The sequence below is a fragment of the Staphylococcus sp. ZWU0021 genome (assembly GCF_000798895.1).
GTDB lineage: Bacteria > Bacillota > Bacilli > Staphylococcales > Staphylococcaceae > Staphylococcus > Staphylococcus saprophyticus.
Window position 1 is genome coordinate 146978 of sequence record NZ_JTLN01000034.1, and the last position, 26988, is coordinate 173965.

The window sequence follows — 26988 nt, forward strand, 5'->3', positions numbered from 1 at the left end:
AATGGGCGTATCAAAGATAGAATCAACGCAAGCGTCGACATATATTGATGATATACATGATAAAGTTACACGTGCGAGTAACGTAATCGTACCATTGTCACCTATTTCAGTGTTCGCTGCTAGAAGTCCGTGGGCAAGGCTAGAACATAAATCATTTGATGAAATTGCCCATTGGCTAAAAGAAACGCGCAAAGTAGATATGTATCCTGCACGAATGACCATTTTGGAAGCCAATCAAAAAGGCGAAATTGATGATGCGTATGTAGAACAATTTTTTCAACAATGGTTAAATGATACAGCATTAAAGATTCCAAGAGAAAATGCAGCGCAATATGGCCGTAACGCATTGAAATTGGAGACGTTGGAAACACCTACGGATATTAAATCGCAGCTAGAAGCGTTAGCTAGTGATTTAAATGAACAGGTCAAATTTGAATCTGAAAATACTGTACCGTTAAAGAGTACCTACATTTTAGATGAAAAAAATGAACGACTGATTGATACGGTGGATTACCATACGATTAAGTGGTGTAAATTATATATTGATGATGCACAATCTGGATGGACAATGCCAAATCGTGACAAGGGATTATTCTATGCTTGGCGTAGATTAGTAGCGTATGATCCTGCGTTAACCAAAGATCAACGCGCACGTTTAAAATCATTACCTAATGAGGCAGAGGATTTAATGCAACAAGCATTAAGCTATTTAAATATCTCAGAGGCAGACGCGCAAACATATTTAGAAAATCACTTACTATCTTTACCTGGTTGGGCTGGCATGATGCTATGGCAAGATGAACATAATCACAAAGTGCATGACTTACTTTTTTCTTATCTTGCTATCCGTATTGCTATGGAATGGGCAATTGTTGAGCCATATTTGCCTGTATCACAGCCTGAAGATTTAAATGATATGAATAAAGAAGAGCTGATTGCATCATGGATCCAGTGGGGCAATTTTTCAATTCAATCTTGGAAAGCTCTATCTATCGAAGCACAACAAGCACATATTCAATTTGCGTATCGATTCAATGAACAATTTTGTAGAAAATTATGGTTAGACGCTTGGGAAGCTACTTATAATCAACAATTGAAAGCAATGATCGGACCGAAATCAAGCGTTGAGGATGAACAACAATCACAAACATTAGTACAAATGGCATTTTGTATTGATGTGCGTTCTGAACCGTTTAGGAAGCACATTGAAGCTAATGGTCCATTTGAAACTATTGGTATAGCTGGATTTTTCGGTTTACCAATCGAAAAAGCGGAACTGGGTAAAAAGTATAGTCATCCATCATTACCTGTAATGAACCAGCCACAGCATAAAATTAAAGAATATACTCATGAGCACGAGCCTAATGCATTCCAACAACGTAAACATGCATTAGAATCAGTGACGTATACATTTAAAAAAATGAAACAAAATGTCTTGCCTAGCTTACTATTACCAGAATTAAGTGGTCCGTGGTTATCGCTACAAATGTTTACACGTAGTTTTATACCGAAAAGTGTTGGCAGTGTTATTCGAAAATTTTATACAAGTTGGTTAAAGAAACCCAATGATACTGCATTGACTTTAAATTATGAACCACAACATCAGCACAATCATCGCCACATACATTTGGAAGATGATTTGCCGGTTGGTTTTACAGATGAAGAAAAAGTGAACTACGCTCTACAAGCACTTAAACTAATGGACTTAACAGACGATTTCGCACCGTTAGTTGTCATGTGTGGACATGGAAGTCAGAGTGCCAATAATCCCTATGCAGCGTCATTAGATTGTGGTGCATGTGGTGGTGCGGCGAGTGGTTTTAATGCAAAAGTATTGGCGCAGTTATGTAATTTGCCAGAAGTGAGACAAGGTTTGTTGCAAGAAGGTGTAGCTATTCCTGAGACGACAATCTTCGCTGCTGCAGAACATCAAACTTCTATTGATACATTGACATGGATTTACGTACCTGAACTTACAGAAGCGGCACGTAATGCATATGAAAATATTGAAGCGGCCATGCCAAAAATTAGTTATCAAGCAAATAAAAAACGCCTCTCTCAATTGCCGAATAATAATTTAACTAATCGCAATCCGAATCATGAAGTGTATCGATTAACGAATGATTGGAGTGAAATTAGACCAGAATGGGGTCTAGCTAAAAATGCAGCGTTTATCATTGGTCAGCGTGAATTAACTAAACAGAGTGATTTAGCAGGAAGAGCATTTTTGCATAATTATAATTGGAAAAACGATGAAAATGGCACTATTTTAGAAAATATTATTGCGGGTCCAGCACTTGTAGCGCAATGGATTAACTTACAATATTACGCATCTACAGTTGCGCCGCACTATTACGGAAGTGGTAGTAAAACAACACAATCAGTGACTGCAGGTATCGGCGTGATGCAAGGTAATGCAAGTGATTTATTGACCGGTTTACCATGGCAATCCGTGATGTCAGCAGATAATAAGATGTATCATTCACCGATTAGATTAGTTGTTGTAATCCAAGCACCACAAGCCTTTATTAGTCGGTTATTAGAAAATGATGAAACATTTAAGCAGAAAGTCATGCATGGTTGGGTTCGTTTAGCAAGTGTTGACGAAGACAATCACTGGCATGAATGGTCAAACGAAGTTAAAAAATTTAGTTAATGCGAACTGAGCATGATGGATCATAGCATTTGTTAACGTATGACAACCAATGTTATTTCCTAGGGAATATGACAGAACTATGGAGAAAGTGATTAAAAAATGGTACTGTTATCTTTGTTAAAATGAATTTCTAATTTTAGTTCTACAGGAGATGCATATTTTATGAAAATGACCAAAGGTCGCTATGAGTCTGAAATCAGCAAAGCAATTACCCAATGGGAAAAAGACTTCCTTGGCCGCGGCTCTCTGTCAGTTAAAACGGATATATTACGTGACATGATTATTGTGAGTTTACATGGCGTATTGACTCAAGCAGAGTACAAAGTGTGTGAAACGAATGAAGGTTTGTTAACTATAAAAAAAACACGTTCTAAACTGGTTGAATCTGGTATTGAAGCGCTTGATGAAATCGTGCTGTCTATAACAGGCGAAAAAGTGAAAAGTTTTCATACAGATTTAAGTTCTAGAACAGGTGAAAGAATTATCATTTTTAAATTGCATAATGATTTAGAAAAACAAATTATTGAATAATGGAAACAAACATGAAACCGAAAATACACATGTCATTTATTGAAATATGAGGATAAATGATGTGTGTTTTTTACATGGAATGCGCATGGCGTCGGGTAATCAGCAAAGGCATTTGTATTATCAGTATTTTCAATTTTAAAGGGCTGCAGAGACAGTATAAGTAATATAAGATAAAAAACACGCACATACCGTTGTAAGGGACAGTATGTGCGCTTGGTTCATTACTCATAAATGTTAGAAAGTGCAATACATTAAAGTAATTACTTATCATATAAATTTGGGTGTTAAAGCATCATAATCTTTAATTAAGATTCTTTTATTAAGATATAACAATCGTGCTCAAATCGTGCTCAAAATCAATTATTAGGTTGTAAACTAAATACAGTTTGAGTTTGTGTTCTTAACATGCGTAAAGGACGCTCATCATGTATGTAGTTTAGGTTTGGTGCACAACAACGACAACGAAAGGATTCATGTAAAGCAGTGCTCAAATTATTTTAAAAGCGACTTGAAAATGAGTTCAATAATGTTTTCAATCATTAAAACCCCTCCTTCATAAATTGTACGTGACAACTTGTGCGTTATTCAATTTGGTCTAGGATTAAAGAAAGAGTTTGTTCTACTAAGTTAGCTAGCATACGACACACCTCCTTTATTTGAATATTATAACAATTTAATATTTTTTTGTAACAAAATTCCTAGATGTATAAAAATAATGCTAGAATATTAATATTATATATTTATTAAAATTCAATTATATTTAATTTGATTATTTCAGTTCATGAGTGCGGGTCATTAAATATAATAAAATTAATGTAGTCCTCAGGATATTTGAATGAATGCGTTTAAATCTTATAGGAGTTATAAATTAATTAAAAAGACTTGAATTATATAGGTTTAATATAGTAATATCACTAATTGGGTGTTAAAGAATCATAATTTTTAATTATGGTTCTTTTTCTTTTGTCTTTTTTTAAGTATAAAAATTAAAAAATGTATCTAGCATTGCTAAAATACTTTGCTAAAGCCTATATTTTTAATAAACTAGAAAAGGTTAAACTTTATATAAGCATAAGCAATGCGTCCACTTGTTCATTTTTGTATACTAAAGCGCAAGTTGGATTTGTTTCATTGCTAAAATGAGTATAATACAGTGATAAAGAGACTTATATTAGGAGGGAATATGGTTGGGTCAAATTAAAAGTATCCTATATTCAATTATAGAACCTTTAACAAAGCCGGAAACGTATCAAGCTTTACTATCTAATCTGATTATGATTATTGTATACGTTGTCGCGGCATGGATTATTTTGCGCTTTGTGAATAAAGCGATTGCGCAGTTCTTTAAATTTCAAAATAAAGGCAAAAGTGGGAATAAAAAGCGTTCGAAAACTTTGATATCATTAGTTCAAAATGTAGTATCCTATGTGGTATGGTTTATAGTACTGACGACCATTTTAAGTAAATTCGGTATAAGCGTAGGTGGCATTATTGCCAGTGCGGGTGTCGTTGGTCTTGCAGTAGGTTTTGGTGCTCAAACTGTTGTTAAAGATATTATTACAGGTTTCTTCATTATTTTCGAAAATCAGTTTGATGTTGGGGATTATGTTAAAATTAGTAATAGTGGTTCTTCCGTGGCAGAAGGCACAGTGAAATCGATTGGTTTAAGATCAATGCGCATTAATACCATTACAGGTGAATTAACAACGCTACCGAATGGGAGTGTTGGGGAAATTACCAATTATTCAGTTATAAATGGTGAGGCAATTGTTGAAATTCCAGTATCTATTTCAGAAGACATTGATCATGTGGAAGAAGTACTGACGACATATTTTGAATCTATTAGATCTAAATATTACTTATTTATCTCGACACCAGAAGTAGTAGGTGTTAATTCGATTACAAATAACGAAATCGTATTGAGTGTGTCTGCAGAGACAATTCCAGGCGAAGGTGCGTCAGGTGGGCGTATTTTAAGAAAAGAAATCTTGAAATTATTTAAACTTAAAGAAATTAAAACACCACAGCCAACGATGGTACAGTACGATGCGAACCAGCAAAAATAATGATTAAGACGGTCGGAGGTGTTACAGAATGACATCCAATTACGGTTTAAATGATATTGTAGAAATGAAAAAACAACACGCATGTGGCACGAATCGTTTTAAAATCATTCGTGTAGGTGCTGACATCCGAATAAAATGTGAAAATTGTCAAAGAAGTATCATGATTCCAAGACAAACTTTTAATAAAAAAATTAAAAAAATACTAGTATCCCAACAAGATACTGATAATAAGGAGAATGAATAATGGCTTTAACAGCAGGTATTGTTGGATTGCCCAACGTAGGTAAATCGACACTTTTCAATGCAATTACAAAAGCAGGTGCTTTAGCAGCAAACTATCCGTTCGCTACGATAGATCCGAACGTAGGGATTGTCGAAGTGCCAGATAGCAGATTAGATGTTTTAACGAAGATGGTACAACCTAAAAAGACAATTCCAACAACATTTGAATTTACGGATATTGCAGGTATTGTTAAAGGCGCTTCAAAAGGTGAAGGGCTAGGTAACAAATTCCTATCTCACATTCGTGAAGTAGATGCGATTTGCCAAGTCGTTCGTGCATTTGACGATGATAATGTAACGCATGTTTCAGGTCGTGTAGATCCAATTGATGACATTGAAGTCATTAACATGGAATTGGTGTTAGCGGATTTAGAATCTGTTGACAAACGTTTACCAAAAGTGGAAAAAATGGCTCGCCAAAAAGATAAAGATGCGGTTAATGAAACACGTATTTTATCAAGAATTAAAGAAGCTTTAGAAGAAGGCAATCCAGTAAGAAGTCTGGAATTCACAGAAGAAGATCAAAAATTCATCGACCAAGCGCAGTTGTTAACATCTAAAAAAATGCTTTATATTGCTAACGTCGGTGAAGATGAAATCGGCGATGACGATAATGAAAAAGTAAAACTGATTCGTGAATATGCAGCAAAAGAAGATTCAGAAGTGATTGTCATTAGCGCAAAAATTGAAGAAGAGATTGCTGTCTTAGAAGATGAAGATCGCGAAATGTTCTTAGAGGACTTAGGCATTGAAGAGCCAGGTTTAGATCGTTTAATCCGTACAACTTATGACTTGCTAGGTTTGGCAACATACTTTACAGCCGGTGTACAAGAAGTGCGCGCTTGGACGTTTATTAAAGGCATGACAGCACCACAATGTGCGGGTATCATTCATACAGACTTTGAGCGAGGTTTTATTCGTGCCGAAGTAACGAGCTATGACGATTACGTGGCATTCGATGGTGAGAATGGCGCTAAAGAAGCAGGAAAACAACGCCTAGAAGGTAAAGAATATATTATGAAAGACGGAGACGTTGTACACTTTAGATTTAATGTATAAGATACAAAGCAACCCCTCATTACAACGAGTAATGAGGGGTTTTTTCTAATCTATATATTAATGTTAGTGACATGCGGTGTGCTTCAATTTGAGATGTTAAAAATAGAAGTACAGCGTTGATAAAGAAAACGCACTTTTAAAATAACATCAAGGTTAAAATTTTTACGAAGTGAACCAAGATGTTTCAACACCAGGTCCTACATAATTTGCATCAACATCTTGATTTAATTCAGGAGATGCATAGCTATCTGTATATTGCCAGAGGACGTGTTCACGTGTAGGTTGACCTGGATTATAATTTGCCAACCAGTAACCATCATATTGACCTACAGAATTAGAAGCATTTTCTACCATGAAATTTTCATAAGAATAAAATAATACTTTTTTATCGCCAGCTAATCCTTTCATTTCATCATACCAAGCGTCTGTGCTTTCTTCAGGCGTACCAGAAGTTACAGTATTTTCTTCAAAATCGTTGATATAGAAACTCGCTTTTGGAGCACGATTGTAAAGTGTCTGCGCCTCGTATCTTGCGTCGTCAGGATTTTCATACATACTATAGGAATATACACCAAAGTCTAAACCGTTTTTATCTAATAAAGCAGAATTGTGCTCTAATGCAGCATCCACTTTTTCTGAGCCATATTGAGCTCTTATAATAATGAAATCATAATTCTCTTTTAAGTCTTTGACTTCTTGTGTCGTTAACTCACCTTGCCATTCAGAAATATCCAACACACGTTCACCAGATTGCGTTGTTCCAGATTCGGCTTGCATGGATTTAGAGCCACTTTCTTGTTTTTGTTGAGAGGCTTTATCTGGATGCTTTTCTAAATATTGTTGATAGCCATAACCCATTGTACCTTTTTGGTTAGAAGGGTTATCGGAGGCGTAAGTTGTATTGATAATGACTGTTGATGCAAAAAATATACTTCCTGCAAGTAAGCCTTTTTTGAATTTTGAAAACATAAGCATCCCCTTTATCTATGTAGATTATTGAAATTTATTTTGAAAAATAGTAAATATGACATCAAAAAATAATATAGATGATATGCTATTAGAATTAAATATACTTTTCAACCTTAACTTAAAATATATTTAAATTTTATTGATATTAATTAGTATTTGAATAATGATTTAATTTGAAAATATAATCGTAGAAGATGTCATGTTTATTTAACTTGAATGCTTTGGTAGATATCATGAATGGCTATATGTCATAATGTTTCATATGAAACAACTATGAAATTTAACGTGCTATAACGTGGTAAACCCATTGTAAAATGTAAAGGCATGTGCTATAATTCTTGATTGTGAGTAATGAAAATTATTCCTTGCTTATCACATTTGATGATGAGCCGCATAGACCACAAGGAGGTGCAATTATACAATGAGAACATATGAAGTTATGTACATCGTTCGTCCGAATATCGAAGAAGATGCTAAAAAAGCAGTCGTTGAACGTTTCAACGGAATTTTAGCTTCTCACGGTTCAGAAGTTTTAGAAGCTAAAGACTGGGGTAAACGCCGTTTAGCTTATGAAATTAACGATTTCAGTGAAGGTTACTACAATATCGTACGTATCCAAACAGCTGATAACGAAGCTACTGACGAATTCCAACGTTTAGCTAAAATTTCTGACGATGTAATCCGTTATATCGTAATTCGTGAAGACGAAGATAAAACTAGAAAATAATAGATGGGGGTCGCTTAAATGATAAATAGAGTTGTTTTAGTCGGTCGTTTAACTAAAGATCCAGAATATAGAACAACACCCTCAGGCGTGAGTGTTGCGACTTTTACTCTAGCAGTAAATCGTACGTTTACAAATGCGCAAGGGGAACGCGAAGCGGATTTCATTAACTGTGTCGTTTTTAGAAAACAAGCAGAGAATGTTAACAACTACTTATTTAAAGGTAGTTTAGCTGGCGTTGACGGTCGCATTCAATCACGTAGCTATGAAAACCAAGAAGGTCGTCGTATATTTGTGACTGAAGTAGTTTGTGATAGTGTTCAATTCCTTGAACCTAAAAATCAAAACCAACGTCATGGTCAAGAAGGAAATAACAATAATTTCCAAAACTTTGGCGGACAACAATCAGGACAAAATACGTCATCTTATCAAAGTAATAACAACAATAATTCATCAAACAATAATCAATCTGATAACCCATTTGCAAATGCAAACGGACCAATTGATATTAGTGATGATGACTTACCATTCTAATTATATAGAACATATAAAAATGAAAATTTCTTAAAAGGAGGCAGTTACCATGGCAGGTGGACCAAGAAGAGGCGGACGTCGTCGTAAAAAAGTTTGTTATTTCACAGCAAACGGAATTACACACATCGACTATAAAGATACAGAATTATTAAAACGTTTTATCTCAGAACGTGGTAAAATTTTACCACGTCGTGTAACAGGTACTTCAGCTAAATATCAACGTATGTTGACATTAGCTATTAAACGTTCTCGTCATATGGCATTATTACCATATGTTAAAGAAGAACAATAATAGATATTGTATCTGAAAACCCCGTAGGCATATACCTACGGGGTTATTTTTTTGGTTTGAGAATTGGGAAAGGTATGAAAAATATGATGCAAAGAATTTAAATGAAAACAATTTTTAACTATTAATCTTCTTCTTTCTCTAACCCAATAATAACCATTATGACTACTGAAATTAGCATGAATGGTACAAAAATAGGAGTTACTAAAAATCCACCAATCATGATTAGATAAAACTCATCAATTTTGTAACTACCAACCTTCATGTGATTTCTCCAATCCAATTATTTTGTCTTTTGTAGTTTATATATGCATTAATTGTAAGTGTTAACATAGAAGTGAAAATGATTAAACTAAATATAGAGAGCGATATAGCGATTGTACTATCTTTAATGAATATATTATAAATCGATAGAACAATGAAGAATAAATGTAATAAAACGGTAATTGGGAATGTAGTTGTCATCAATTTAGAATTCGGCATAGTACTTTTATGTTTCATGATATCTCTCCAATCTAAGTTATATTATTTTTTCTTATAGTCATCTATAGTAACGCCATCATTTTCAATTTTCTTTCTGTTTGCTCTGATTAATAAAGCGGCATTAATTGTAATTGAAATGGCTAGTATAATTGAAACTGGTAAGCTTAAAACATTAAAATGATTTACTATTATTAGAATGATCATTAATACAATATTAAGCGTGTGATGGGCAATTATTGCTTTATTCATTTTAAACCCTCCTTAAATTTTACCCCTTTGTCTTATCTTTACTTTTAGACAATTTACTCAATAGCTTTGATGTTTTTCGTTCGAAAATGCTAACTATGCTCACAATAATATCTATTGTTTTAATAAGTAATCCGATGAGTATATCCAAATTAAAACTCCTTTTTATGTATGTCATTTTAATTTAACTAAAATAACTTATATAAATTGCAGAAATCACCATAAGAATAGCGGATACTGCATGAACTAACAAAAGAACATAGAATGATTTCTTAGTCATTGGTTCGAAATTGTTACGTTTAACTCTTCTGTTATTTTCCCATCGGAATATAAACACCCAAAAAAAGCGTAGATAGGTACAAACATGATACCTAAGACAATAGCGACTGGTAAACTCATAGCAAAGCTTCTTTTTTGTAAGCGTAGCATAAAAACTATTTATTGTGAACGAGATGAAAAGTAATACTTTTTATCTATATAGCAATATCTCAAAGAATATAATTATGTTTTTAAAATCTATTATGTAAATATGATTATATTGTGGATAATATGGTATTTATATAGTAAGGGAGCGTGCTATATGGATATCATTGGAAAAATAATAACCTTTATTATGAGCGTCATATCTAATTTAATCGGTAGCAGATCATTGATTGAGGATATTAAAAAAACTTTTGTAGAAAATTTCAAAAAAGATAAATAGTATAAATATGACCCATTAACTCTAAGTGTTGATGGGTGTTTTTATACACAATACATGTTCAATAGAATTTATGTTAACATATAATTAAGTTGCGAACTATGTTTTTAAGGGGAGATAGTATGACTAAAGATAATGAACAGGAACGATATAAAACATTAGCATCTATTGCCAATACAGCAGGGATAGTAGCTTTAGTCTTAACATTAGGTTCATTAGTACTAGCTATCATATTTGATTGGCAGTTCTTAGACTATATCGTTAAATTTTCTGGCGTACTCATTGTACTGAGCTTGATAATAGATTCAGTACCACATTTCGAAGAAAAAAATATTAAGAAAATCATATATAACATTCTTTTTATCATAGTACTGGTATACATCATTTTTGGATAATTTTTTAATTCAATAATGGATGGGTTAATTTGAATAATAAATTCAAGCAAAGAGGATTTCACATGAGAATTATTAGAAAAATATTTGCGACGATTACATCAATTATATAAAAACCAAGCAGGATTGATAACCTCATTTTATTATTACTGTTGCATTTCTAGTTTTTTTAATGGCTTATGAGGAACTTTATCTTTAGAGATTTCATTGTATGATTTCGCTTCTCCTAAGAATAAAGAGACCTTTAAATAAGCTCTTTTTTTAGTTTTTTCATTCCGTTAAAAGTAACTGTATGACCTACTCCATCTTTATCGAAACCATCGGTCATATAAGTATATGCTCCGACTTGATTTTTACCATTTTTCTTAAGTGGATTACTTACTTGTACATAATAGTCAGTTTCTCTAATCAAAGGATTGAATTGAGCAGCCTCTCGTATATTAGTGTTATTATAATTGCGTTCAGCATAAATTTTCCAAGCAAATAAAGCAAGGAAGATGAATGCAATGATAACAATGACTGTAGTGATCATAATGATGAATTTTTTAGAACGGGTCATAATAGGAACTCCTATGAAATTTATTTTTGATATATTTATTTGGATGCTTAGTAATTATTTTGATAAAAGCTTGATACCTCGAATTAAATTAAAGATAAATAGCATAACGACGATAACTGCAAAAAGTAAACCTAGCGCGATAGAGGTATAGGAAATCGTCATGGGGTTATCAAAGGGTTTCTCATAGACTTCTTTAGAAAATATAAAGTCGATACTACTTAAAAAATAAAAAATTGCCACACCTATATGGTTTAATAGTGCCTTTTTGACATGTGTGGTTACTGGTTTTTGAGTGAATATCCAAACAATTATAGGAAATAAGATTGGCGCAAAAAATACACTAAAATAATTTAATGATGAAAGTACGTTTTGATTGTTATCATGATCTAAGATATTTCACCTCCGATAAAACAAGTAAAACACAAAAAAATAATGTAATAAACAATGCATTACTCAAGTGATAACATTGTAAGTCATATATAAATTTTATGTAAATTTATTAAAGATTATACATAGTTGTATATCTTTAGTTGTTGCCATAAACTATAATTATAAATCGATACGCTTCAGTTTTTATGATTAGGAGATGTTACATGCGCAATTTAATAAAAGTGGAAAATGCCTTTGTTTTAATTCTAGTCATTAGTTTATATTTTATGTTTGATTTTTCTTTTTGGCTCTTTTTAATATTTTTATTAGCGCCAGATTTAACTGCCATTGGCTATGTATTTAATAAACGGATAGGTAGCATGGTCTATAATATGGGATATACGTACGTGTTGCCAACCTTAGTAACAATATTATACTTATGGGTTAAAGAGCCTGTTTTAATGCAAATTGCACTTATTTGGTTCACGCATATAAGTATGGATCGAACGCTTGGTTATGGATTAAAGTACGCTTCAGATTTTAAAATAACGACCATACAAAAACTTTGAAAAATTCCTTTTCAATAATAAAAGATGGAGGCATGAGACATATGTTGGATAAGCAATTATTAAAAACACAAATTGAAAATTTATACCAAGATATCCTGATTAATTTGGATACTGAAAAAATAGATCATTATTTTGCAGCTGAGTATATACAAGAAACAGATCATGATACGTTAAATTTAACGGAATTTAAGTTGCATCTTCAAAAATTAAAAGAAGTGGTAAAGACTTTAACAATAGAGCAATTTAAAGATATGTTGATAGACGAACAACAACAAACTATATTTTTAAGATATGATGTTAGGGTAGAGAAAAAAGATAGTTCGAAAGGCAATATTGAAGTCTATGCGATATTTAAATTTAATGAGTCTGGTAAAGTCACTTCATGTCGTGAGTTGACTAAAGCATATCACCATGATGTACAAGGCTTAGCCAATATATAAATTTTGCATTATTGTATTTACTGATTAAAGGGGTGGGAATGATGTATATTCCTAAATATTATGAAATGAAAGATTATGAGGAAATCAAACGTTTTATCAACGCACATAATTTTGCGACAGTCGTTTCGATTGATGGGGAACAACCTGTTGCCACACATGTGCCAGTGAATATTTATGAGGATGATAAGCAGCTGTATGTTTCTGGACATCTGGCAAAAGGTAATCAGCAATGGCGAACATTGAATAACAATAAGTCAATTTTAGTCATTTACCAAGGACCACATGGCTATGTCTCATCTACATGGTATGAAAATGAAGATGTCCCAACTTGGGATTATCAAAGTGTTCATATTTATGGGGAAGGACAGTTATTAACGCATGAAGCGCTTGAGGCAGATTTAGCAAAACTATTAGATCGATACGAGGCACATCGAGAAGATGGTGCAACTTGGAATAATTTGTCGGATAATACCAAACAACAAATCAAGGGTATTGTTGGTTTCAAAATTAAAGTGAATGACATACAAGCTGCATATAAATTAAGTCAGAATAAATCTGAAAAAGATTACACAACGATTGTGGAACATTTAGCTGAAAGTGATGACGAATCTGAGCAACAACTGGCAGATGTTATAAAAGACCATAGACAATCTTAAGAGAAAGATGATCTAATGCTAAGTGAATTCTAGAATTTCGTTTCTGATTGTTATGAAAGGGGTATTTTAATACAAAGACTACGCGCAGACTAACCTTTATACGATGAAATTCATTATGCTTTTAAGTTAATAAGTTCATGAATGCTTAATTATAAACACTTGCGTTTGAATTTATATTGATCATATTAGGGGTGATGAACATGGCTACGTTTGTATTAATCTTCCACTTGATTTGTTTAGTGCTTGTAATAGTAGCAGGTATTGTGGCATTAAAAGAATTTAGGAAACCGCCTAAAAGTCGTAATCAAAAAAGAATTGATGCATTGCTCGTATTTGTATTAGTCATTGCATTAATCGCAATATTATCTAGTGTGTTCACTGATATATAATGAAGCCACCATCTTTGAAGATGGTGGTTTTTAATTTTCAAAATAAATTTATAGTGAAATCACCAAAAATAATAAGTAGTATAAAATAATAAAAATTTTTGTGAATGTTTGGATAATATTATAAACTAAAAATATAGGTGTTTGAATATACAGTGGCACTTCTAATATGGCTATGGTCAAAACAAAGGAGATATTTTATGAAATATAGGTTGAGTTTGTCAGTAGTATTGGCAACGAGTTTAATTTTAAGTACAACAGTCGCACAAGCGCAAGAAGGCAATCATAAGCAAACAACAGAAAAAAATGAAAAAGAGAATACAAGTAAGCCGATTAATTTTGAAAAAGCTCAAAAGATGAGCCCACAAGCGCTGAAGGACCAATTAACACCAGAAGATTTAAAATTACATAATAAAGTAGCAGAACATAATACTGTTGAAGCACGTACGTTTGCGAATAGAGCATACCAAGACGTCAATACATATATTGCAAATAATAATATAAAGCCAGCCCAAATCGTCCAAGATGCTAGAATGAATAATTTACCTAAATATAATTATAAGTCTGGAAAATTTATAGGCGTAGTTATTCATGAAACGGCCAATCCAAGCAGTACGATTGATGGTGAAGTGAACTACATGTACAACAATTACAATAGTGCGTTCGTGCATGCCTATGCAAGCAGTGATAAAATTATTCAAACTGCGCCGAGTAACTATTTAGCATGGGGTGCTGGTGCAAATGCCAATCCGTATTTTTATCAAATTGAATTAACACGATCTAATACGTTTGATGATTTTGCTAAATCTGTTAATAATCAGGCATACTTAGCTGCAAAAATGTTAAAAGAAAATGGTTTAACACCGTCACTTGCAGATAATAATCAGGGAACAGGCACAATTATTAGTCACAATGCCATCAGCCAATATTGGGGCGGCACAGATCACTCTGATCCAGTTGGTTATTTTAGTCAATGGGGATACAATATGAATCAGTTTTACAGTTTAGTTCAAAAACATTATAAAGCACTCTCTGGTGGGAACAATGGCGCTATTACAGGTGCGACTTATAAAGTGGTTAAAGGCGATACATTGTATAGTATTTCTAAAAGAAGTGGTGTAACGATTGATAATATTAAAAATTGGAATAACTTGAAGAGTAATTCCTTATCAGTTGGTCAGACATTAAAGTTGAAAGCACCAAGTAATAATAGCGACATATCCGGCGATACTCATACAGTTGTCACTGGTGACACGTTATATAATATTTCAAAGAGAAGTGGCGTCAGTGTAGATAATATTAAAAAGTGGAATAATCTTAAATCTGATAGCATTAGTAAAGGTCAAACACTGTATTTAGTTAAAACATATACCGTAAAAAAAGGTGATACATTATACAGTATTGCTAAAAATCAAAAGACTACTGTAGATAAAATTAAAGCAGATAACAAATTGAATTCCAATAGTATTAAAGTCGGTCAAATACTGAAAATGAAATAGATTAATAAAGACACTTCATTTAATTGTTAAATTACAATAGTGAAGTGTCTCTTTTAATTTATATAAAGATCTTAAAGCGTATGTCTAAATAGCATAAATGCAACAGTATGATATTTATCATTTGAAAATAAACCGTATTTTTCATAAAAATATCTTGTTTTATCAGTGTTATCCGTTAAAAGAACGACTTGCATCACATTTTGATATTTATTCAAAGTAGTAATTGAAAGAAGGAACGTTTGATATCAAACCGTTTCTGAAAATATAAAATGTGTTTTTGTATGGCCATATTTTTGCAAAATATCTATAAACGTTTCTACATCTTGCATGGTTTTAAATCTTGCTTTAAATAAAAAGCAGCTATCTCCTGATATACGATAACAAAATGCGACGTGGCTCTGTTCTGCAATAAAGGTTTTGAAATCTTTATATAAATTGTTTTTAATAACGATTTCAATGATGATATCTATATCATAGCCTAAAGCACTGTAATCAATATCAATGGTATAGTTCTTTATAATTCCTGAATCCTTCAATTTATTAATGCGTTCACGAACAGCGGGGATGGAAAGATTTGTAATTTCACTAATATCGCTTAATGATCTGCTACTATCTTCATTTAAACTTTGTAAAATTTTTCTATTTGTTAAGTCCATTTATAAAAACTCCTTAAATAATAAAGCATTTAACTATTTTTACTTAAAAAATAGCATTTCAATATAGTTAATAATGCCATAAAATAATGGATAATCAAGGAGTGATTATAATGGCATTAATTCAATTATCGGAAAATGGTACTACGCCTTTTCAAAAGTTGCTTGGATATAACAAAGATATCATGTTAAGTTGGAGTAATTTAAGTGAATCTCTAGAAACAGATAACCAACTGTCTAGCGATTTAAAAGAAGAAATAAGAAGCATGCTTGCTCAAAATCACGGATGCGCGTATTGTAAAGCAAAAGGGAAACCATCGGGAAAATTTACTGATGAAAAATCTATGATATGTCTTGGTTTTGTTGATGTTTATATGAAACTAGGAACGGAGATTCCTGATTATATTTTACAGACTTTAAACGACCATTTGACTGAAGCAGAAATGAGTGAACTTATTGCTTTTATAACGTTTACAACATGTCAGCAATATTTCGGAGCAATAATGAAATTAGAGGTATAAATTAGAACAAGCACATGTCCAATTGAATTGGATATGTGCTTGTTTATAACTGTACATTGTCTTTTGCATAATGGAATAATTGTTTCTTTTCACTAATAAATAATTGCACAAAAGTGAGGATGCCAATTTTACCAATAAGCATCGTTACAATAATAATGATTTTAGTTACAGTACCATAGTCAGTTGTGAAATTCATGCTTAAACCTACAGTGCCGAACGCTGAAATAACTTCAAATAATACGGTCGTATAGGATGTATGTGGATTTAGCACACTCACAATAAACGATATACTTAATACAAAGATAGTTGCTAAAAGCGTGATGGTAACAGCAATTTTAAGTGTACGTTCAGGTATAGATTTTTTAAATATAGCTGAATGGCTCTCGTTTCTTAATGTACTTTTTATAAATAATAGCGTCAGAACTAAGCTGGTTACTTTGATACCACCAGCAGAACTGATGGGTGCACCACCGATAAACATAAATAACATCATCATCATTGATGTAGGTGTGGAAATTTGTCCGATATCAACGGTATTAAATCCAGCAGTACGTGTTGTGACGGATTGAAAAAATGAAGCTCCAATTTTTTCAATCAAAGATAAATGATTTAATGTGGATGGATATTCTAAAATGAAAAACGAAATGCTACCGACGATGATTAATATGAAAGTTGTACTCAAAACGATTTTGGAATGTAATTTAAGTTTAGTTAATTTTTGTGTTGTTACTAAATCAAGAAATACAAGTGGACCTATGCCACCCATAATAATTAATAAGGGCACGGTTATAGTGATAATAGGGTCGTTAACCGCACTGATTAGGTTATCTTTGAAAAGTGCAAAACCAGCATTATTAAAAGCAGACACAGAAGTGAATATACTTAAAAACACCCCTTGTCCTAAGCCATACTTTGGAATAAAGGATAACGCAATACATAACGCACCTACAAGTTCAGTTACCAAACTATACAAAACAAATTGTAAGATTAAGCGGATTATGCCCCCAGGCGTATCAATGTTCCACATTGCCATGACGAGGTAGCGACTTTTATTACTAATTCGCTTATTGATTAATATAAAGGTTAAAAGTGTCACAGTGACGATCCCTAATCCACCGATTTGTATGAGTGACATGATAATCGTATCGCGCAACCAATTGAATTGGGTAGAGACATCTATAGTAGCTAACCCAGTTACCGTAAATGCACTAGCAGCTATAAAAAAGGCGTCCACAAAATCAATAGGATGTTTACCTGTGATTGGCAAATATAATAGTAACGCGCCAATCAGTGTTGTTGTAATAAAAAGTAATAGGTAAAAGTATAAAGGCTTAGTTAATTGTTTCATGATTCATTTCCTTTACTATTTTAATCAATTGTATTTTATACCTATACTTTAAAAAAGAAAGTAAATTTTTTAGAAAACTTTTTGAATTTAAAAAACCAGAATCGTCATATAGTTTTAACGATTCTGGTTAAGTTGCCTATTAATTTTTATTTGTTTGTTCCTTAATACCTTTTGTTACAGCTTCAGCAAAATCGTATATTGATTGTTTATAATCATTGGGATTTTCACGTGTTTTTCTATCGAGACGCCCATGATCAAAAAAAGATTTACGATACTGAGTTGAGATTTCTAATTGAACGCCCGAGCCCGTATCATTCTTATTGATGATATTTTTACTGGAATCTCCATTAACATAGTTGGGGCTCTTTTCAACATTAAATCCTTCTTTTTCGAGTTCTTTAGTAATTGATTTGGCCATAGCTTTATCTTTACCACCGATATAGACAACTTTCTTCTGTTCTTGTATACCGTGTATCGAAATCGATTCATTTGATTGATTCGTTAATTTAATTAGTTTGGGATCATCAAAACGGGTTGAGGTAATATGCAATTTTTGATTATTCGATTTCATTAAACCTTCAAAACTATATAAATTATAATCACCTTTTTTAGAAATAAGTTTAGCTAATTCTGAAGTGCCAGGCTCAATGCCTCCTCCATGAATCGCTGTAACGAGTATATCTTTGTTATTTGTTGTTTTGGCATTTGTTTGCCAATCACGATGTTCTTTAGTATCTGATTTAAGTTCAGTGAAATTTTTATAATGATCTTGATTTTGTGGTTGATCATTTTTCCAAACATATAAAAAATAAAGTGTAGCCAGAATAATTCCCACAATAATCAACATAATTAAATAATATAAATAAGAATGGAATGCGTTTTTCATAATACTCCCTTGTTAAGCATGAGCCTAAGACAGAAATAGATGTCACAGGCTCTTTTTCATTTAGGTAGTAGATGACTGAATTGAAAATGTAAAGTCTCACTGATTAATTCATTAAGTTAGTGAGACTTATGCATGAGCTTTAGCTCAGGTAAACATTTCAATCCTAGTCATCCTTGCCGGGGTGGGACTACGAAATCTCTATTAGAAAATTTGATTTCTGTCCCACTCCCAGAAATCAAACATTAATCGTGTCATATATTTATTACAATCTTGTTACTTTGGTAATAAAGTGATGAATGATAGACAGTTAGCCCATTATCAATATCAATGACAAATAAAATAGAACGGCTCAAACTATGTTGGAATCTAAACTTCTTTTACTGCAAAATAGTTGTTTTCTTCATCAGCAAAATTAAAAACGCGTCCCATAGATAATGTCATAATATCGCCAACAGTTACTTGGCTATCTTTTAGACGATTAAATAGTTCATCGAATTGTGTAGTAGCAAAAATCAAAGAGGGTGTATCAGTGCTAACGCCCATATCCATTTCATCTACTTTAGCTTTGTCTTGTAGAACAATGGCAGTTTGCGCATCGTCATTGGGTGCCAATTTAACCACACGCATTTGCAATTCTTCAGTATCTTCTACTACTTTGAAATCTAAATTTTTAGTCCAAAAAGTAATTGCTTTATCATGATTATAAACATAAATCATTACCTCATCTAATCTTTGAATCATTATATCGCCTCCATAATTTTGTAGTACTTAACTTTAAGTATATAAAATAAAACAAGTAATACAAAATAATTAACTGTTCAAACTATGTGAAGTCAAATCGTCATAAAATATCATGCTAAGTGCAAATCATGTCAAACATATGTAAAATTCATATTATATTATACAAATAGGAAGGACGTGGTTGGGATGGATATCATAACAAAAATGCAAGTTGATGTACCAAGAGAAACTGTTTTTGAAGCATTTGTAGATCCAGAGAAAATTGGAGGATTCTGGTTCTCTTCTAGTTCTGAAAGATGGGAACAAGGTAAGACCATTACACTCCGTTATGAAGAATATGATGCTGAGTTAAATATCAACATTGAGCGGGTGGAGGATAACCAGTTAATAGCGTTTACTTGGGGTGCACATCCTGTAACCATTCAATTTGAAGAGAGTGAAGCGGGCACTGTTGTAACAACAACTGAAAAAGACTTCGACACGCAATATGTGAAGCAATTATTAGGTCAAAAAGAAGGCTGGGTTTATATGCTCAGTTGTTTGAAAGTCTACTTAGAGCATGGCGTTACCATTAGAGCAGCCATTTTATAGTGAAAGTGATTGAGCGAGAAATAGAAATCTAAATTAATTAGATGCAATCTCGCTCTTTTTTTTATAAAAGTTAAAAAAGAGGGAATACAAAAATATAAGCAAAATACTTTTCAAAGTAAACGCTATGCGTTTTAATGTAATTATAAAAGTTACAATTAAAAGGTGATGTTCATGAATTTAGAGTTTAATATTGCTGTGCATCTTCTGACGTTTTTAGTGAAACATCCGGATGAACGGTATAGCAGTAGTGAATTAGCAGAACGAATTTGTGTTAATCCTGTACAGTTAAGAAGAGTCACAAGAAAATTGAACGATCAACAGTACTTGGATGCAAGCCGTGGTAAATACGGTGGCTATCAAGCGAATGATCAAACAATGAAGGTGAATCTCGCTGAATTATTTGTTGCATTTAGTGAAGAAAGATCGGATGGACGATTGTTTACAGGTGATGAAGGTAGTGACTGTGAAATTTCCAGGGAAATAGGTCATACAATGTCTAATTTTCATAAAAGAGAGCAAGCCTTACTAATTGATTATTATAAAAGTGTAACTATCCATGACGTATTAAATGAAGTATTAAAGGAGGATTCTCATGAAACAGTATGATTTAGTGATTATAGGATTTGGTAAAGGTGGTAAAACACTAGCGAAATTTGCTTCAGCACAAGGTAAAAAAGTAGCTGTCGTTGAAAAATCTCAAGAGATGTATGGTGGTACTTGTATTAATATCGGTTGTATTCCTTCTAAAACACTTGTACATGAAGGCTTAGACCATGGTTCGTTTGACCAAGCATTTTCAAGAAAAACAGATGTTGTCAATGCATTAAATAGCAAGAACTATCATAATTTAGCAGATGAAGACAATATTGATGTATTAGATTACACAGCTAAATTTAAATCGAATCGCGAAGTCAATTTATTAAATGATCAAGGTGATGTGGTAGAAACATTATCTGCAGAGCATGTAGTCATTAATACAGGTGCAAAATCAGTTATTCCACCGATTAATGGTGTAGAAAGTTCAAAAAATTTATATGATTCTACAGGTATTATGAATCTAGATTTCCAACCTAAAAAATTAGTTATTGTTGGTGGTGGCTATATTGCATTAGAATTTGCATCTATATTTGCCAATTTTGGTACACAAGTCACTGTCCTAGAACGTGGCGATGATATCATGCCGAGAGAAGACGAAGATATCGTTAAAGAAGTTAAAAAAGACTTAGCAGATAAACAAGTCGATATCGTCTTAAACGCGAATACAGAAAGATTTGAAGATGTTGAAGCAGGTACACTTGTTCATACGACAGATGGCACATACGAAGCGGATGCTGTACTATTAGCTACTGGTCGTAAACCCAATACAGATTTAAATCTTGAAAATACAGATATTGAATTGGGTGAACATGGTGAAATTAAAGTAAATGAACACCTCCAAACAACTGCAGCAAACGTTTATGCATTAGGCGACGTTAAAGGTGGTATGCAGTTCACATATATTTCATTAGATGACTTTAGAATCGTGAAAGATCAATTATTTGGAAATGGTGAACGTTCTACTGAAAATCGTGGCGCGGTGCCTTATACTGTATTTATCGATCCACCATTAGCACGTGTTGGTTTAACTAGTAAAGAAGCAAAAGCACAGGGATATCATATTATGGAAAATACGGTTCCAGTTAATACAATCCCTAGACATAAAGTAAACAACGACCCAAGAGGCTTATTTAAAGCAGTCGTTGATAAAGACAGCGAAACCATCTTAGGTGTGACGTTATATGGTAAAGAATCTGAAGAAATTATCAATTTAGTGAAATTAGCCATTGATCAAAAATTATCATATAAAGTATTGAATACAAATATTTATACACATCCAACGATGGTAGAGTCATTTAATGATTTATTTAATATGTAAATAAATCTAAATTTCACGTTCGATATAAGTATGCAAAAGCTCGGGTCTCATAATAGACCCGAGCTTTTTTATATGACTTTAACTAACCAAGGCTTTAATAATCTGTCCGATAAGGTAAAAAGCACCAATAATGATACAAACAATGCCGATACTAATATAACTTTGTTTTTTGCTTACGCCTTCCTTTTTAGAAGTCTGCTGATTTATGATGAGTAACACAATACCGACAATGATGAGTATGATTGAACCAATCCACATGATAAGTCGCCTCCTAATAAATATTCAGTATTGATTGCGTTGCGTGACAATGTTATCGCCCCGTTTAATATATATTTACCCGTCAGTCGCTAATAATTAACGTGTACAATGTATATTTCTATTTATACATCATGATCAGCGTTATACGTAATAATGAAATTAGTTAATATGTATTAAAATCAATAGATTGCTATGACATCCATTAATTTTTAAAGATTCATGTTAAAATATATATATTATTTAATAATTCATATATAAAGAACGATGTGGTTTATAAATATTGAAAATTATTTTGGAAGGTGTGCTAAATGGATATAAAATATGAGTATCAATTTGATATGAATGATATAGATGAAATAGTGCGCATTTATCATGGGAACCATTGGAATGGCCATAATCAAGAAGAAGTGATTACACTATTTAATACTGCGACACATGTCGTGATTGCAAAAAGAGAGGGCCAAGTGATTGGTTTCGCCAGAGCGATGTCAGATGGTGTGTTTAATGCCGCGATTTATGATGTTGTAGTAGATACCGCTTATCAATCTAAAGGCGTTGGCAATAAAATTGTTCAAGAAATGGTGAATTATTTGGGGGAACTTTCTTGTATTCATCTTATCGCAACAACTGGGAATGAATCATTTTACGAAGCGATTGGATTTCGAAAATTAAAAACTGGAATGGCTATTTATAATAATGCAAAATTAAAAGATGAGTATACTGTTTAATTCATAACAGATATACTCATCTTTTTGTTGTGTAAAGAAGATTATAAAAGATTGTGACTCACGTCCTCGTAGGCATAATTTTTAAGTAAAGAACAACCAAGTGGGTGTTGTCCATTGTCTACATAGTGATTTATTTCTTCAAGGACATCTAATATTTCATATTCTGGCGTCGTAACATCAAAAGTATATTTAAATAATTGCTTTTTGTCGGAAAGTACAGTAGCGATTAGTTCATCATTGTGCATTTTATAATTTAGTAATTGCATCGTTATCCCTCGCTTATATTATATTTCAATGCATTTGAAGCATTGATTGATGTAAATGAGAATAAATTTCAGCTCATCTTTATCTATATTATAATAATTATAATCTATAACTGATTATACATTAAAATTTATAAAATGTAGAGGGTTTTGACTTAAAAAATCTTAGAAATTTGTAAAATTTCACATGTAAACGCATGCTTAAGCCTTTTCTTAATAATAATTATTTTAAACTGGGTGAAATGAATGAGCATGCTTGTAATCGTTAGTGTAATTTGCTACGATACAATTAATCGAATAAAGCTTTCTAGGGTTCCGCAAGGTGATTACTTTGGTCTGGTCCGAGAGAAAGCCACATATTTTTATGTGACACGGAAGGATAAAAGCCTGGGAGATAGTAATTAACACTATCTCCCAGGCTTTTTTTATTTTAAAGGAGGACATAGGAATGAATTGGATCAAAATTATTATCGCAACATTTTTTGAAGTAGGATGGGTGATTGGTTTAACCCATGCGTCATCTTGGTGGGAATGGCTGTTTACGATGATTGCTATATTTGTAAGCTTTTATTTATTAGTAGATGCTTCAAAGGTTCTGCCTGTAGGCTCAGCGTATGCCGTGTTTGTAGGTCTCGGAACAACATGGGTTACGTTGTTTGATTTCTTGTTTTTTGGCGAACCGTTTAATGTTATGAAAATAATGTTAATTGTCATTTTACTTGCAGGCGTCATTAGCCTGAAATTAGTAACTACAAATAAAGGAGGAGAAGCATAATGGCATGGATCTTATTAGTTTTTGCAGGTGTCTTTGAAATGTTAGGTATAAATTTTTTAAATGCATATGTGCATCATCGTCAAAAACGAGATGCAATGGGACTCATTTTCTTTTTTGCTGTGAGTTTCATGGCATTATCTACCGCAATGATGTACCTTCCGATGAGCACAGCGTACGCAATCTGGACAGGTATTGGTGCAGTAGGTGGCGCAATTCTTGGGATGATCTTTTATAATGAATCTAAGGATATTAAAAGAGTAGTATGTATTTTAGTGATATTGGGAAGTACGATTGGTTTAAAATTAGTGAGTTAAAGTGAAGGACAATTTGGTAAATATTATACGGTCAAAAATGTGATGCGGTATTATTCAATTTTCAAGTTTATATAGGACGTGAAGGATCTCGAAACACAGTATTGCAGTGTAGACAATGTACGTTTATATAAAAAAAGACGACACATCCGTGCCGCCTTAAGAGTAATATGTTCATGAATATAAAAGACTAGTAGTCGGTTTCCAACTACACCTTTAATATATCATATCTAGTAATCAGGCTTCAATAAAAATGTAATATTGTCACATAAGCATTCATTTTTCCTCAAATCATATGAGTTAAAATAAAAACTGTTAATTACGATATTGCGGGGATATTTGGTAACTGATGCCTGAAGTACAAAGGTGGGATGTAGTCTATGGAAGGTTTGGCAGCATTTATTATCATAACATTAATGATTATTATTGTTCCGGGGCCGGATTTCTTTGTCGTAATGAAAAATTCAATTACCTCAGGAAAAGGTAATGGCGCTATGGCAGCCTTAGGTATTGCGTCAGGGCATATAGTGTATTCATTGTTAGCTGTGTTCGGTATTATTTTTATACTGGCTAATATGTATTATGTCTTTGTGACAATTAAGATTTTAGGTGCTATATATCTTATATATTTAGGAATTAGAAGTATCATCAGTGCAAGACAAAGTATGAACTTTTCAACATCTCAGATGAAAGCACAGCGTATTACTTATTTAAGTTCATATAGACAAGGTTTTTTTAGTACGATTTTAAATCCCAAAGCATTACTTTATTATATCAGTATATTGCCGCAATTTTTAAGTACTGGTGAAGCTGTTACATCTAAAATTGCTATATTAACTGCAATTGTGACCACAGTTATTTTGCTCTGGTTTATTTTCTGTGTTTATATTTTCAATATATTAAGATATTGTTTACTAATAGAAAAATAAAAGCAATTTTTGATTATACGGTTGGCGCAATATTGATTGGCTTATCACTTAATCTGCTATTGAGTAAAAGTAGTTAAATACCATGTATGAACGTCTGAGACATTACTTGATGTGTTGGACGTTTTATTTTATCCCATTTTAAATTACAAGTTACCATAGTCATAAATAAACAAAATAATTTAAATTGTAGATAATTGTTTTTAAAACTCTTTTGAAATATTCACAATTTATCTACACAATAATCTTGTTAGTTATTTATAATATTAAAAGAGAGAGGGGAAATAAACTTTTGAAAAATATATTTAATCCATTACAGAGGCTTCATTTCTATGCAGCGTTATTTATTACGCCGCTACTGATTACGTTAACAATTTCGGGCATTGGGTTTCTGTTTTTCCAAGAAGTAGAAAATAATATTTATAAGACAGAATTTTTCGGTGATAGTCCTGTAAAAGAACATCAATCACTTAATCAGGCAGTCGATCAAGTAGAAGATAAATTTGATGGTTTTTACATAAGTAAAGTTAGTATTTTAGAAGAGCCTTATAATAGTAGAATTACATTAGATGATATGGCAGGGAACCAACGTTATGTTTTTCTAGATCAAAATAATCAAATTGTTGCTGATCAAAATGCAAAACATACGTATGCGAACGTTGTACGAAATATACATAGCTCATTATTTACTGAAAATACTTTTATTAATTACTTGGTAGAACTGACAGCGTGTTGGACTATTTTCATGATATTGTCTGGAACGTATATGTTAATTAAGAAAAAATTAATTACAAATAAAAGTAAGCGATTAAGATTCCAAAAATGGCATGCTACACTTGGGATTATCATTGCCATACCGGTGTTTGTGCTTGTATTGACTGGCTTGCCATGGTCTGGATTTATGGGGGCTAAAATTGCGAGTGTTATGGATAATTCTGGAGAGTTGGGACAGTCAGAATTGGCAGTTAATCCACCTAAATCAGATGTGAATGAAATACCTTGGGCAACACGTAAAAATAAGCAACCAGAGTCTGAGAGCGGATCTGCGCATCATGGTAGTGGTGAAATGCCAAGAACAGATATTGAAAAACAAATTTCGATTGATAAAGTTGTTGCAGAAGCACAAAAAGATGGCATTACGAAGCCATTTTCAATTGTTTATCCAACGAGTGAAGAAGCGGCATTTACAGTTTCGAAAGGTAGTAATACAGGTGTGACAGGCTTAGACGTGTCACCTTACGATGAACAGACGTTATATATAGATCAATATAATGGTAAAGATTTAGGTAAGGTGAAATATCAAGAGTACGGCATAATTGGTAAATGGTTTACATGGGGTATTCCTCTGCATGAAGGTCATTTGTTCGGTATTGCCAATAAAGTGATTAACTTGCTTGTATGTATCGCATTACTTGCTGCGGTAGGACTGGGTCTAACGTCTTGGATTAAGAAAATGAAAGCAACGCAAATTAAAATACCAAAAAGAGTTAAAAAGCCAATGTCTATTCCATTGGTTATCATACTGGTTATATTAGGGATATTGATGCCATTATTTGGTTTTTCTCTTATTATCGTTTTCTTAATAGAGCTATTGCTTTATTTTAAGGATAAAAAGAATCGATAGTGCACGAACGGAATTTTACTGCTTTCAGACTGTCGACAA

General features: G+C 32.6%; 34 protein-coding genes, 1 pseudogene and 1 riboswitch. Of the genes and pseudogenes, 23 read left to right on the plus strand and 12 right to left on the minus strand.

What is annotated here, in order from left to right; genetic code table 11:
- Window position 1: 1 nt before the first annotated feature.
- The 5 genes from L987_RS12760 to ychF all read left to right on the plus strand — a co-directional run bounded on the left by L987_RS12760 (window position 2) and on the right by ychF (window position 6594).
- Window positions 2-2656 (plus strand): DUF2309 domain-containing protein, encoded by a 2655-nt coding sequence (locus tag L987_RS12760; RefSeq protein ID WP_047505205.1) that lies wholly within the window; start codon window positions 2-4, stop codon window positions 2654-2656.
- Window positions 2657-2818: 162 nt separating this feature from the next.
- Window positions 2819-3187, plus strand: a complete 369-nt coding sequence (locus L987_RS12765) for a DUF2294 domain-containing protein (RefSeq protein WP_002484313.1) — start codon at window positions 2819-2821, stop codon at window positions 3185-3187.
- A 1187-nt stretch (window positions 3188-4374) separates the two neighbouring features.
- Complete coding sequence (locus tag L987_RS12770; protein WP_047505210.1) at window positions 4375-5253, plus strand: mechanosensitive ion channel family protein; 879 nt, start codon at window positions 4375-4377, stop codon at window positions 5251-5253.
- A gap of 28 nt (window positions 5254-5281) precedes the next feature.
- Window positions 5282-5497 carry a DUF951 domain-containing protein gene (locus L987_RS12775; protein WP_002484311.1) on the plus strand — a complete coding sequence of 72 codons (216 nt, stop codon included), beginning with the start codon at window positions 5282-5284 and terminating at the stop codon, window positions 5495-5497.
- A complete protein-coding gene (gene ychF / locus L987_RS12780; protein ID WP_047505213.1) occupies window positions 5497-6594 on the plus strand; it encodes a redox-regulated ATPase YchF in 1098 nt (365 codons plus the stop codon). The genes L987_RS12775 and ychF overlap by 1 nt, the downstream gene beginning before the upstream one ends.
- A 162-nt stretch (window positions 6595-6756) precedes the next feature.
- Here ychF and L987_RS12785 read toward each other — a convergent pair whose 3' ends face one another.
- Window positions 6757-7563 carry a GH25 family lysozyme gene (locus L987_RS12785; protein WP_047505216.1) on the minus strand — a complete coding sequence of 269 codons (807 nt, stop codon included), beginning with the start codon at window positions 7561-7563 and terminating at the stop codon, window positions 6757-6759.
- Window positions 7564-7984: 421 nt separating this feature from the next.
- Here L987_RS12785 and rpsF point away from each other — a divergent pair, with 421 nt between their 5' ends.
- From rpsF to rpsR, 3 genes are read left to right on the plus strand one after another with little or no spacing between them, the layout of a single operon-like run.
- A complete protein-coding gene (rpsF, locus tag L987_RS12790) occupies window positions 7985-8290 on the plus strand; it encodes a 30S ribosomal protein S6 (RefSeq protein WP_002484308.1) in 306 nt (101 codons plus the stop codon).
- Between the two features lie 18 nt (window positions 8291-8308).
- Complete coding sequence (ssb, locus tag L987_RS12795) at window positions 8309-8821, plus strand: single-stranded DNA-binding protein (RefSeq protein WP_002484307.1); 513 nt, start codon at window positions 8309-8311, stop codon at window positions 8819-8821.
- A 49-nt stretch (window positions 8822-8870) separates the two neighbouring features.
- Window positions 8871-9113 (plus strand): 30S ribosomal protein S18, encoded by a 243-nt coding sequence (gene rpsR / locus L987_RS12800; protein ID WP_002484306.1) that lies wholly within the window; start codon window positions 8871-8873, stop codon window positions 9111-9113.
- A 121-nt stretch (window positions 9114-9234) separates the two neighbouring features.
- Here the strand turns inward: rpsR and L987_RS13990 are convergent, their stop codons facing one another.
- The 3 genes from L987_RS13990 to L987_RS12810 are packed head-to-tail and all read right to left on the minus strand — an operon-like array spanning window position 9235 to window position 9842.
- The gene (locus L987_RS13990; protein WP_162835602.1) at window positions 9235-9375 is read right to left on the minus strand and encodes a hypothetical protein; all 141 of its coding nucleotides are present in this window, start codon (window positions 9373-9375) and stop codon (window positions 9235-9237) included.
- Window positions 9372-9611, minus strand: a complete 240-nt coding sequence (locus tag L987_RS12805; RefSeq protein WP_047505220.1) for a hypothetical protein — start codon at window positions 9609-9611, stop codon at window positions 9372-9374. Before L987_RS12805 ends, L987_RS13990 begins: the two co-directional genes overlap by 4 nt.
- Window positions 9612-9635: 24 nt before the next feature.
- Complete coding sequence (locus L987_RS12810; protein WP_047505223.1) at window positions 9636-9842, minus strand: hypothetical protein; 207 nt, start codon at window positions 9840-9842, stop codon at window positions 9636-9638.
- An 819-nt stretch (window positions 9843-10661) separates the two neighbouring features.
- On the opposite strand from L987_RS12810, the gene L987_RS12815 reads away from it, so the two are divergent.
- Window positions 10662-10934 carry a hypothetical protein gene (locus tag L987_RS12815; RefSeq protein WP_047505225.1) on the plus strand — a complete coding sequence of 91 codons (273 nt, stop codon included), beginning with the start codon at window positions 10662-10664 and terminating at the stop codon, window positions 10932-10934.
- A gap of 241 nt (window positions 10935-11175) precedes the next feature.
- Here the strand turns inward: L987_RS12815 and L987_RS12820 are convergent, their stop codons facing one another.
- Window positions 11176-11490: a DUF1093 domain-containing protein gene (locus tag L987_RS12820; RefSeq protein WP_225791762.1), complete on the minus strand. Its 315-nt coding sequence runs from the start codon at window positions 11488-11490 to the stop codon at window positions 11176-11178.
- A 593-nt stretch (window positions 11491-12083) separates the two neighbouring features.
- Between L987_RS12820 and L987_RS12825 the strand changes: the two genes are divergently transcribed.
- The 5 genes from L987_RS12825 (at window position 12084) to L987_RS12845 (ending at window position 15409) form a co-directional block, all read left to right on the plus strand.
- Window positions 12084-12428, plus strand: a complete 345-nt coding sequence (locus L987_RS12825; RefSeq protein ID WP_047505227.1) for a DUF4260 domain-containing protein — start codon at window positions 12084-12086, stop codon at window positions 12426-12428.
- 41 nt (window positions 12429-12469) lie between these two features.
- A complete protein-coding gene (locus L987_RS12830; protein ID WP_172969224.1) occupies window positions 12470-12868 on the plus strand; it encodes a nuclear transport factor 2 family protein in 399 nt (132 codons plus the stop codon).
- A gap of 41 nt (window positions 12869-12909) precedes the next feature.
- Window positions 12910-13524, plus strand: a complete 615-nt coding sequence (locus tag L987_RS12835; protein ID WP_047505232.1) for an FMN-binding negative transcriptional regulator — start codon at window positions 12910-12912, stop codon at window positions 13522-13524.
- A gap of 200 nt (window positions 13525-13724) precedes the next feature.
- Window positions 13725-13913 (plus strand): hypothetical protein, encoded by a 189-nt coding sequence (locus L987_RS12840; protein ID WP_037539147.1) that lies wholly within the window; start codon window positions 13725-13727, stop codon window positions 13911-13913.
- 197 nt (window positions 13914-14110) lie between these two features.
- Window positions 14111-15409 (plus strand): peptidoglycan recognition protein family protein, encoded by a 1299-nt coding sequence (locus L987_RS12845; protein WP_047505235.1) that lies wholly within the window; start codon window positions 14111-14113, stop codon window positions 15407-15409.
- 71 nt (window positions 15410-15480) lie between these two features.
- Here L987_RS12845 and L987_RS14265 read toward each other — a convergent pair whose 3' ends face one another.
- Window positions 15481-15624: a hypothetical protein gene (locus L987_RS14265; protein ID WP_155722999.1), complete on the minus strand. Its 144-nt coding sequence runs from the start codon at window positions 15622-15624 to the stop codon at window positions 15481-15483.
- Between the two features lie 30 nt (window positions 15625-15654).
- A complete protein-coding gene (locus tag L987_RS12850) occupies window positions 15655-16065 on the minus strand; it encodes an Lrp/AsnC family transcriptional regulator (protein WP_041079834.1) in 411 nt (136 codons plus the stop codon).
- 110 nt (window positions 16066-16175) lie between these two features.
- Between L987_RS12850 and L987_RS12855 the strand changes: the two genes are divergently transcribed.
- Window positions 16176-16583 (plus strand): alkylhydroperoxidase, encoded by a 408-nt coding sequence (locus tag L987_RS12855; protein ID WP_047505238.1) that lies wholly within the window; start codon window positions 16176-16178, stop codon window positions 16581-16583.
- Window positions 16584-16626: 43 nt separating this feature from the next.
- Here L987_RS12855 and L987_RS12860 read toward each other — a convergent pair whose 3' ends face one another.
- From L987_RS12860 to L987_RS12870, 3 genes are all read right to left on the minus strand, one after another.
- On the minus strand, window positions 16627-17931 hold the full coding sequence (locus tag L987_RS12860; RefSeq protein ID WP_047505241.1) for a TrkH family potassium uptake protein: 1305 nt from the start codon (window positions 17929-17931) through the stop codon (window positions 16627-16629).
- A gap of 139 nt (window positions 17932-18070) precedes the next feature.
- A complete protein-coding gene (locus tag L987_RS12865; protein ID WP_011303947.1) occupies window positions 18071-18817 on the minus strand; it encodes a poly-gamma-glutamate hydrolase family protein in 747 nt (248 codons plus the stop codon).
- 366 nt (window positions 18818-19183) lie between these two features.
- A complete protein-coding gene (locus tag L987_RS12870) occupies window positions 19184-19558 on the minus strand; it encodes a VOC family protein (protein WP_047505244.1) in 375 nt (124 codons plus the stop codon).
- A gap of 186 nt (window positions 19559-19744) precedes the next feature.
- Between L987_RS12870 and L987_RS12875 the strand changes: the two genes are divergently transcribed.
- The 3 genes from L987_RS12875 to merA all read left to right on the plus strand — a co-directional run bounded on the left by L987_RS12875 (window position 19745) and on the right by merA (window position 22064).
- A complete protein-coding gene (locus L987_RS12875; protein WP_047505246.1) occupies window positions 19745-20149 on the plus strand; it encodes an SRPBCC domain-containing protein in 405 nt (134 codons plus the stop codon).
- Between the two features lie 171 nt (window positions 20150-20320).
- The gene (hypR, locus tag L987_RS12880) at window positions 20321-20755 is read left to right on the plus strand and encodes a redox-sensitive transcriptional regulator HypR (RefSeq protein ID WP_047505249.1); all 435 of its coding nucleotides are present in this window, start codon (window positions 20321-20323) and stop codon (window positions 20753-20755) included.
- Window positions 20742-22064: a hypothiocyanous acid reductase MerA gene (merA, locus tag L987_RS12885; RefSeq protein WP_047505252.1), complete on the plus strand. Its 1323-nt coding sequence runs from the start codon at window positions 20742-20744 to the stop codon at window positions 22062-22064. Before hypR ends, merA begins: the two co-directional genes overlap by 14 nt.
- Window positions 22065-22142: 78 nt before the next feature.
- Here the strand turns inward: merA and L987_RS12890 are convergent, their stop codons facing one another.
- Window positions 22143-22322 carry a hypothetical protein gene (locus L987_RS12890; protein ID WP_002484285.1) on the minus strand — a complete coding sequence of 60 codons (180 nt, stop codon included), beginning with the start codon at window positions 22320-22322 and terminating at the stop codon, window positions 22143-22145.
- A gap of 308 nt (window positions 22323-22630) precedes the next feature.
- Between L987_RS12890 and L987_RS12895 the strand changes: the two genes are divergently transcribed.
- Window positions 22631-23050, plus strand: coding sequence for a GNAT family N-acetyltransferase (locus L987_RS12895; RefSeq protein ID WP_047505255.1), 420 nt, complete (start codon window positions 22631-22633; stop codon window positions 23048-23050).
- A gap of 41 nt (window positions 23051-23091) precedes the next feature.
- On the opposite strand, the gene L987_RS12900 is transcribed toward L987_RS12895, so the two are convergent.
- A complete protein-coding gene (locus L987_RS12900) occupies window positions 23092-23316 on the minus strand; it encodes a hypothetical protein (RefSeq protein ID WP_011303942.1) in 225 nt (74 codons plus the stop codon).
- A gap of 293 nt (window positions 23317-23609) precedes the next feature.
- A riboswitch (guanidine-I (ykkC/yxkD leader) is annotated at window positions 23610-23709 on the plus strand.
- Between the two features lie 52 nt (window positions 23710-23761).
- Here L987_RS12900 and L987_RS12905 point away from each other — a divergent pair.
- From L987_RS12905 to L987_RS12920, 4 genes and pseudogenes are all read left to right on the plus strand, one after another.
- Window positions 23762-24088: a DMT family transporter gene (locus tag L987_RS12905; protein WP_047505258.1), complete on the plus strand. Its 327-nt coding sequence runs from the start codon at window positions 23762-23764 to the stop codon at window positions 24086-24088.
- A complete protein-coding gene (locus L987_RS12910; RefSeq protein ID WP_047505262.1) occupies window positions 24088-24402 on the plus strand; it encodes a DMT family transporter in 315 nt (104 codons plus the stop codon). Before L987_RS12905 ends, L987_RS12910 begins: the two co-directional genes overlap by 1 nt.
- A 377-nt stretch (window positions 24403-24779) precedes the next feature.
- Window positions 24780-25405: pseudogene (locus L987_RS12915) on the plus strand (LysE family translocator).
- Window positions 25406-25617: 212 nt separating this feature from the next.
- Window positions 25618-26949, plus strand: a complete 1332-nt coding sequence (locus L987_RS12920) for a PepSY-associated TM helix domain-containing protein (protein ID WP_047505265.1) — start codon at window positions 25618-25620, stop codon at window positions 26947-26949.
- Window positions 26950-26988 lie beyond the last annotated feature (39 nt).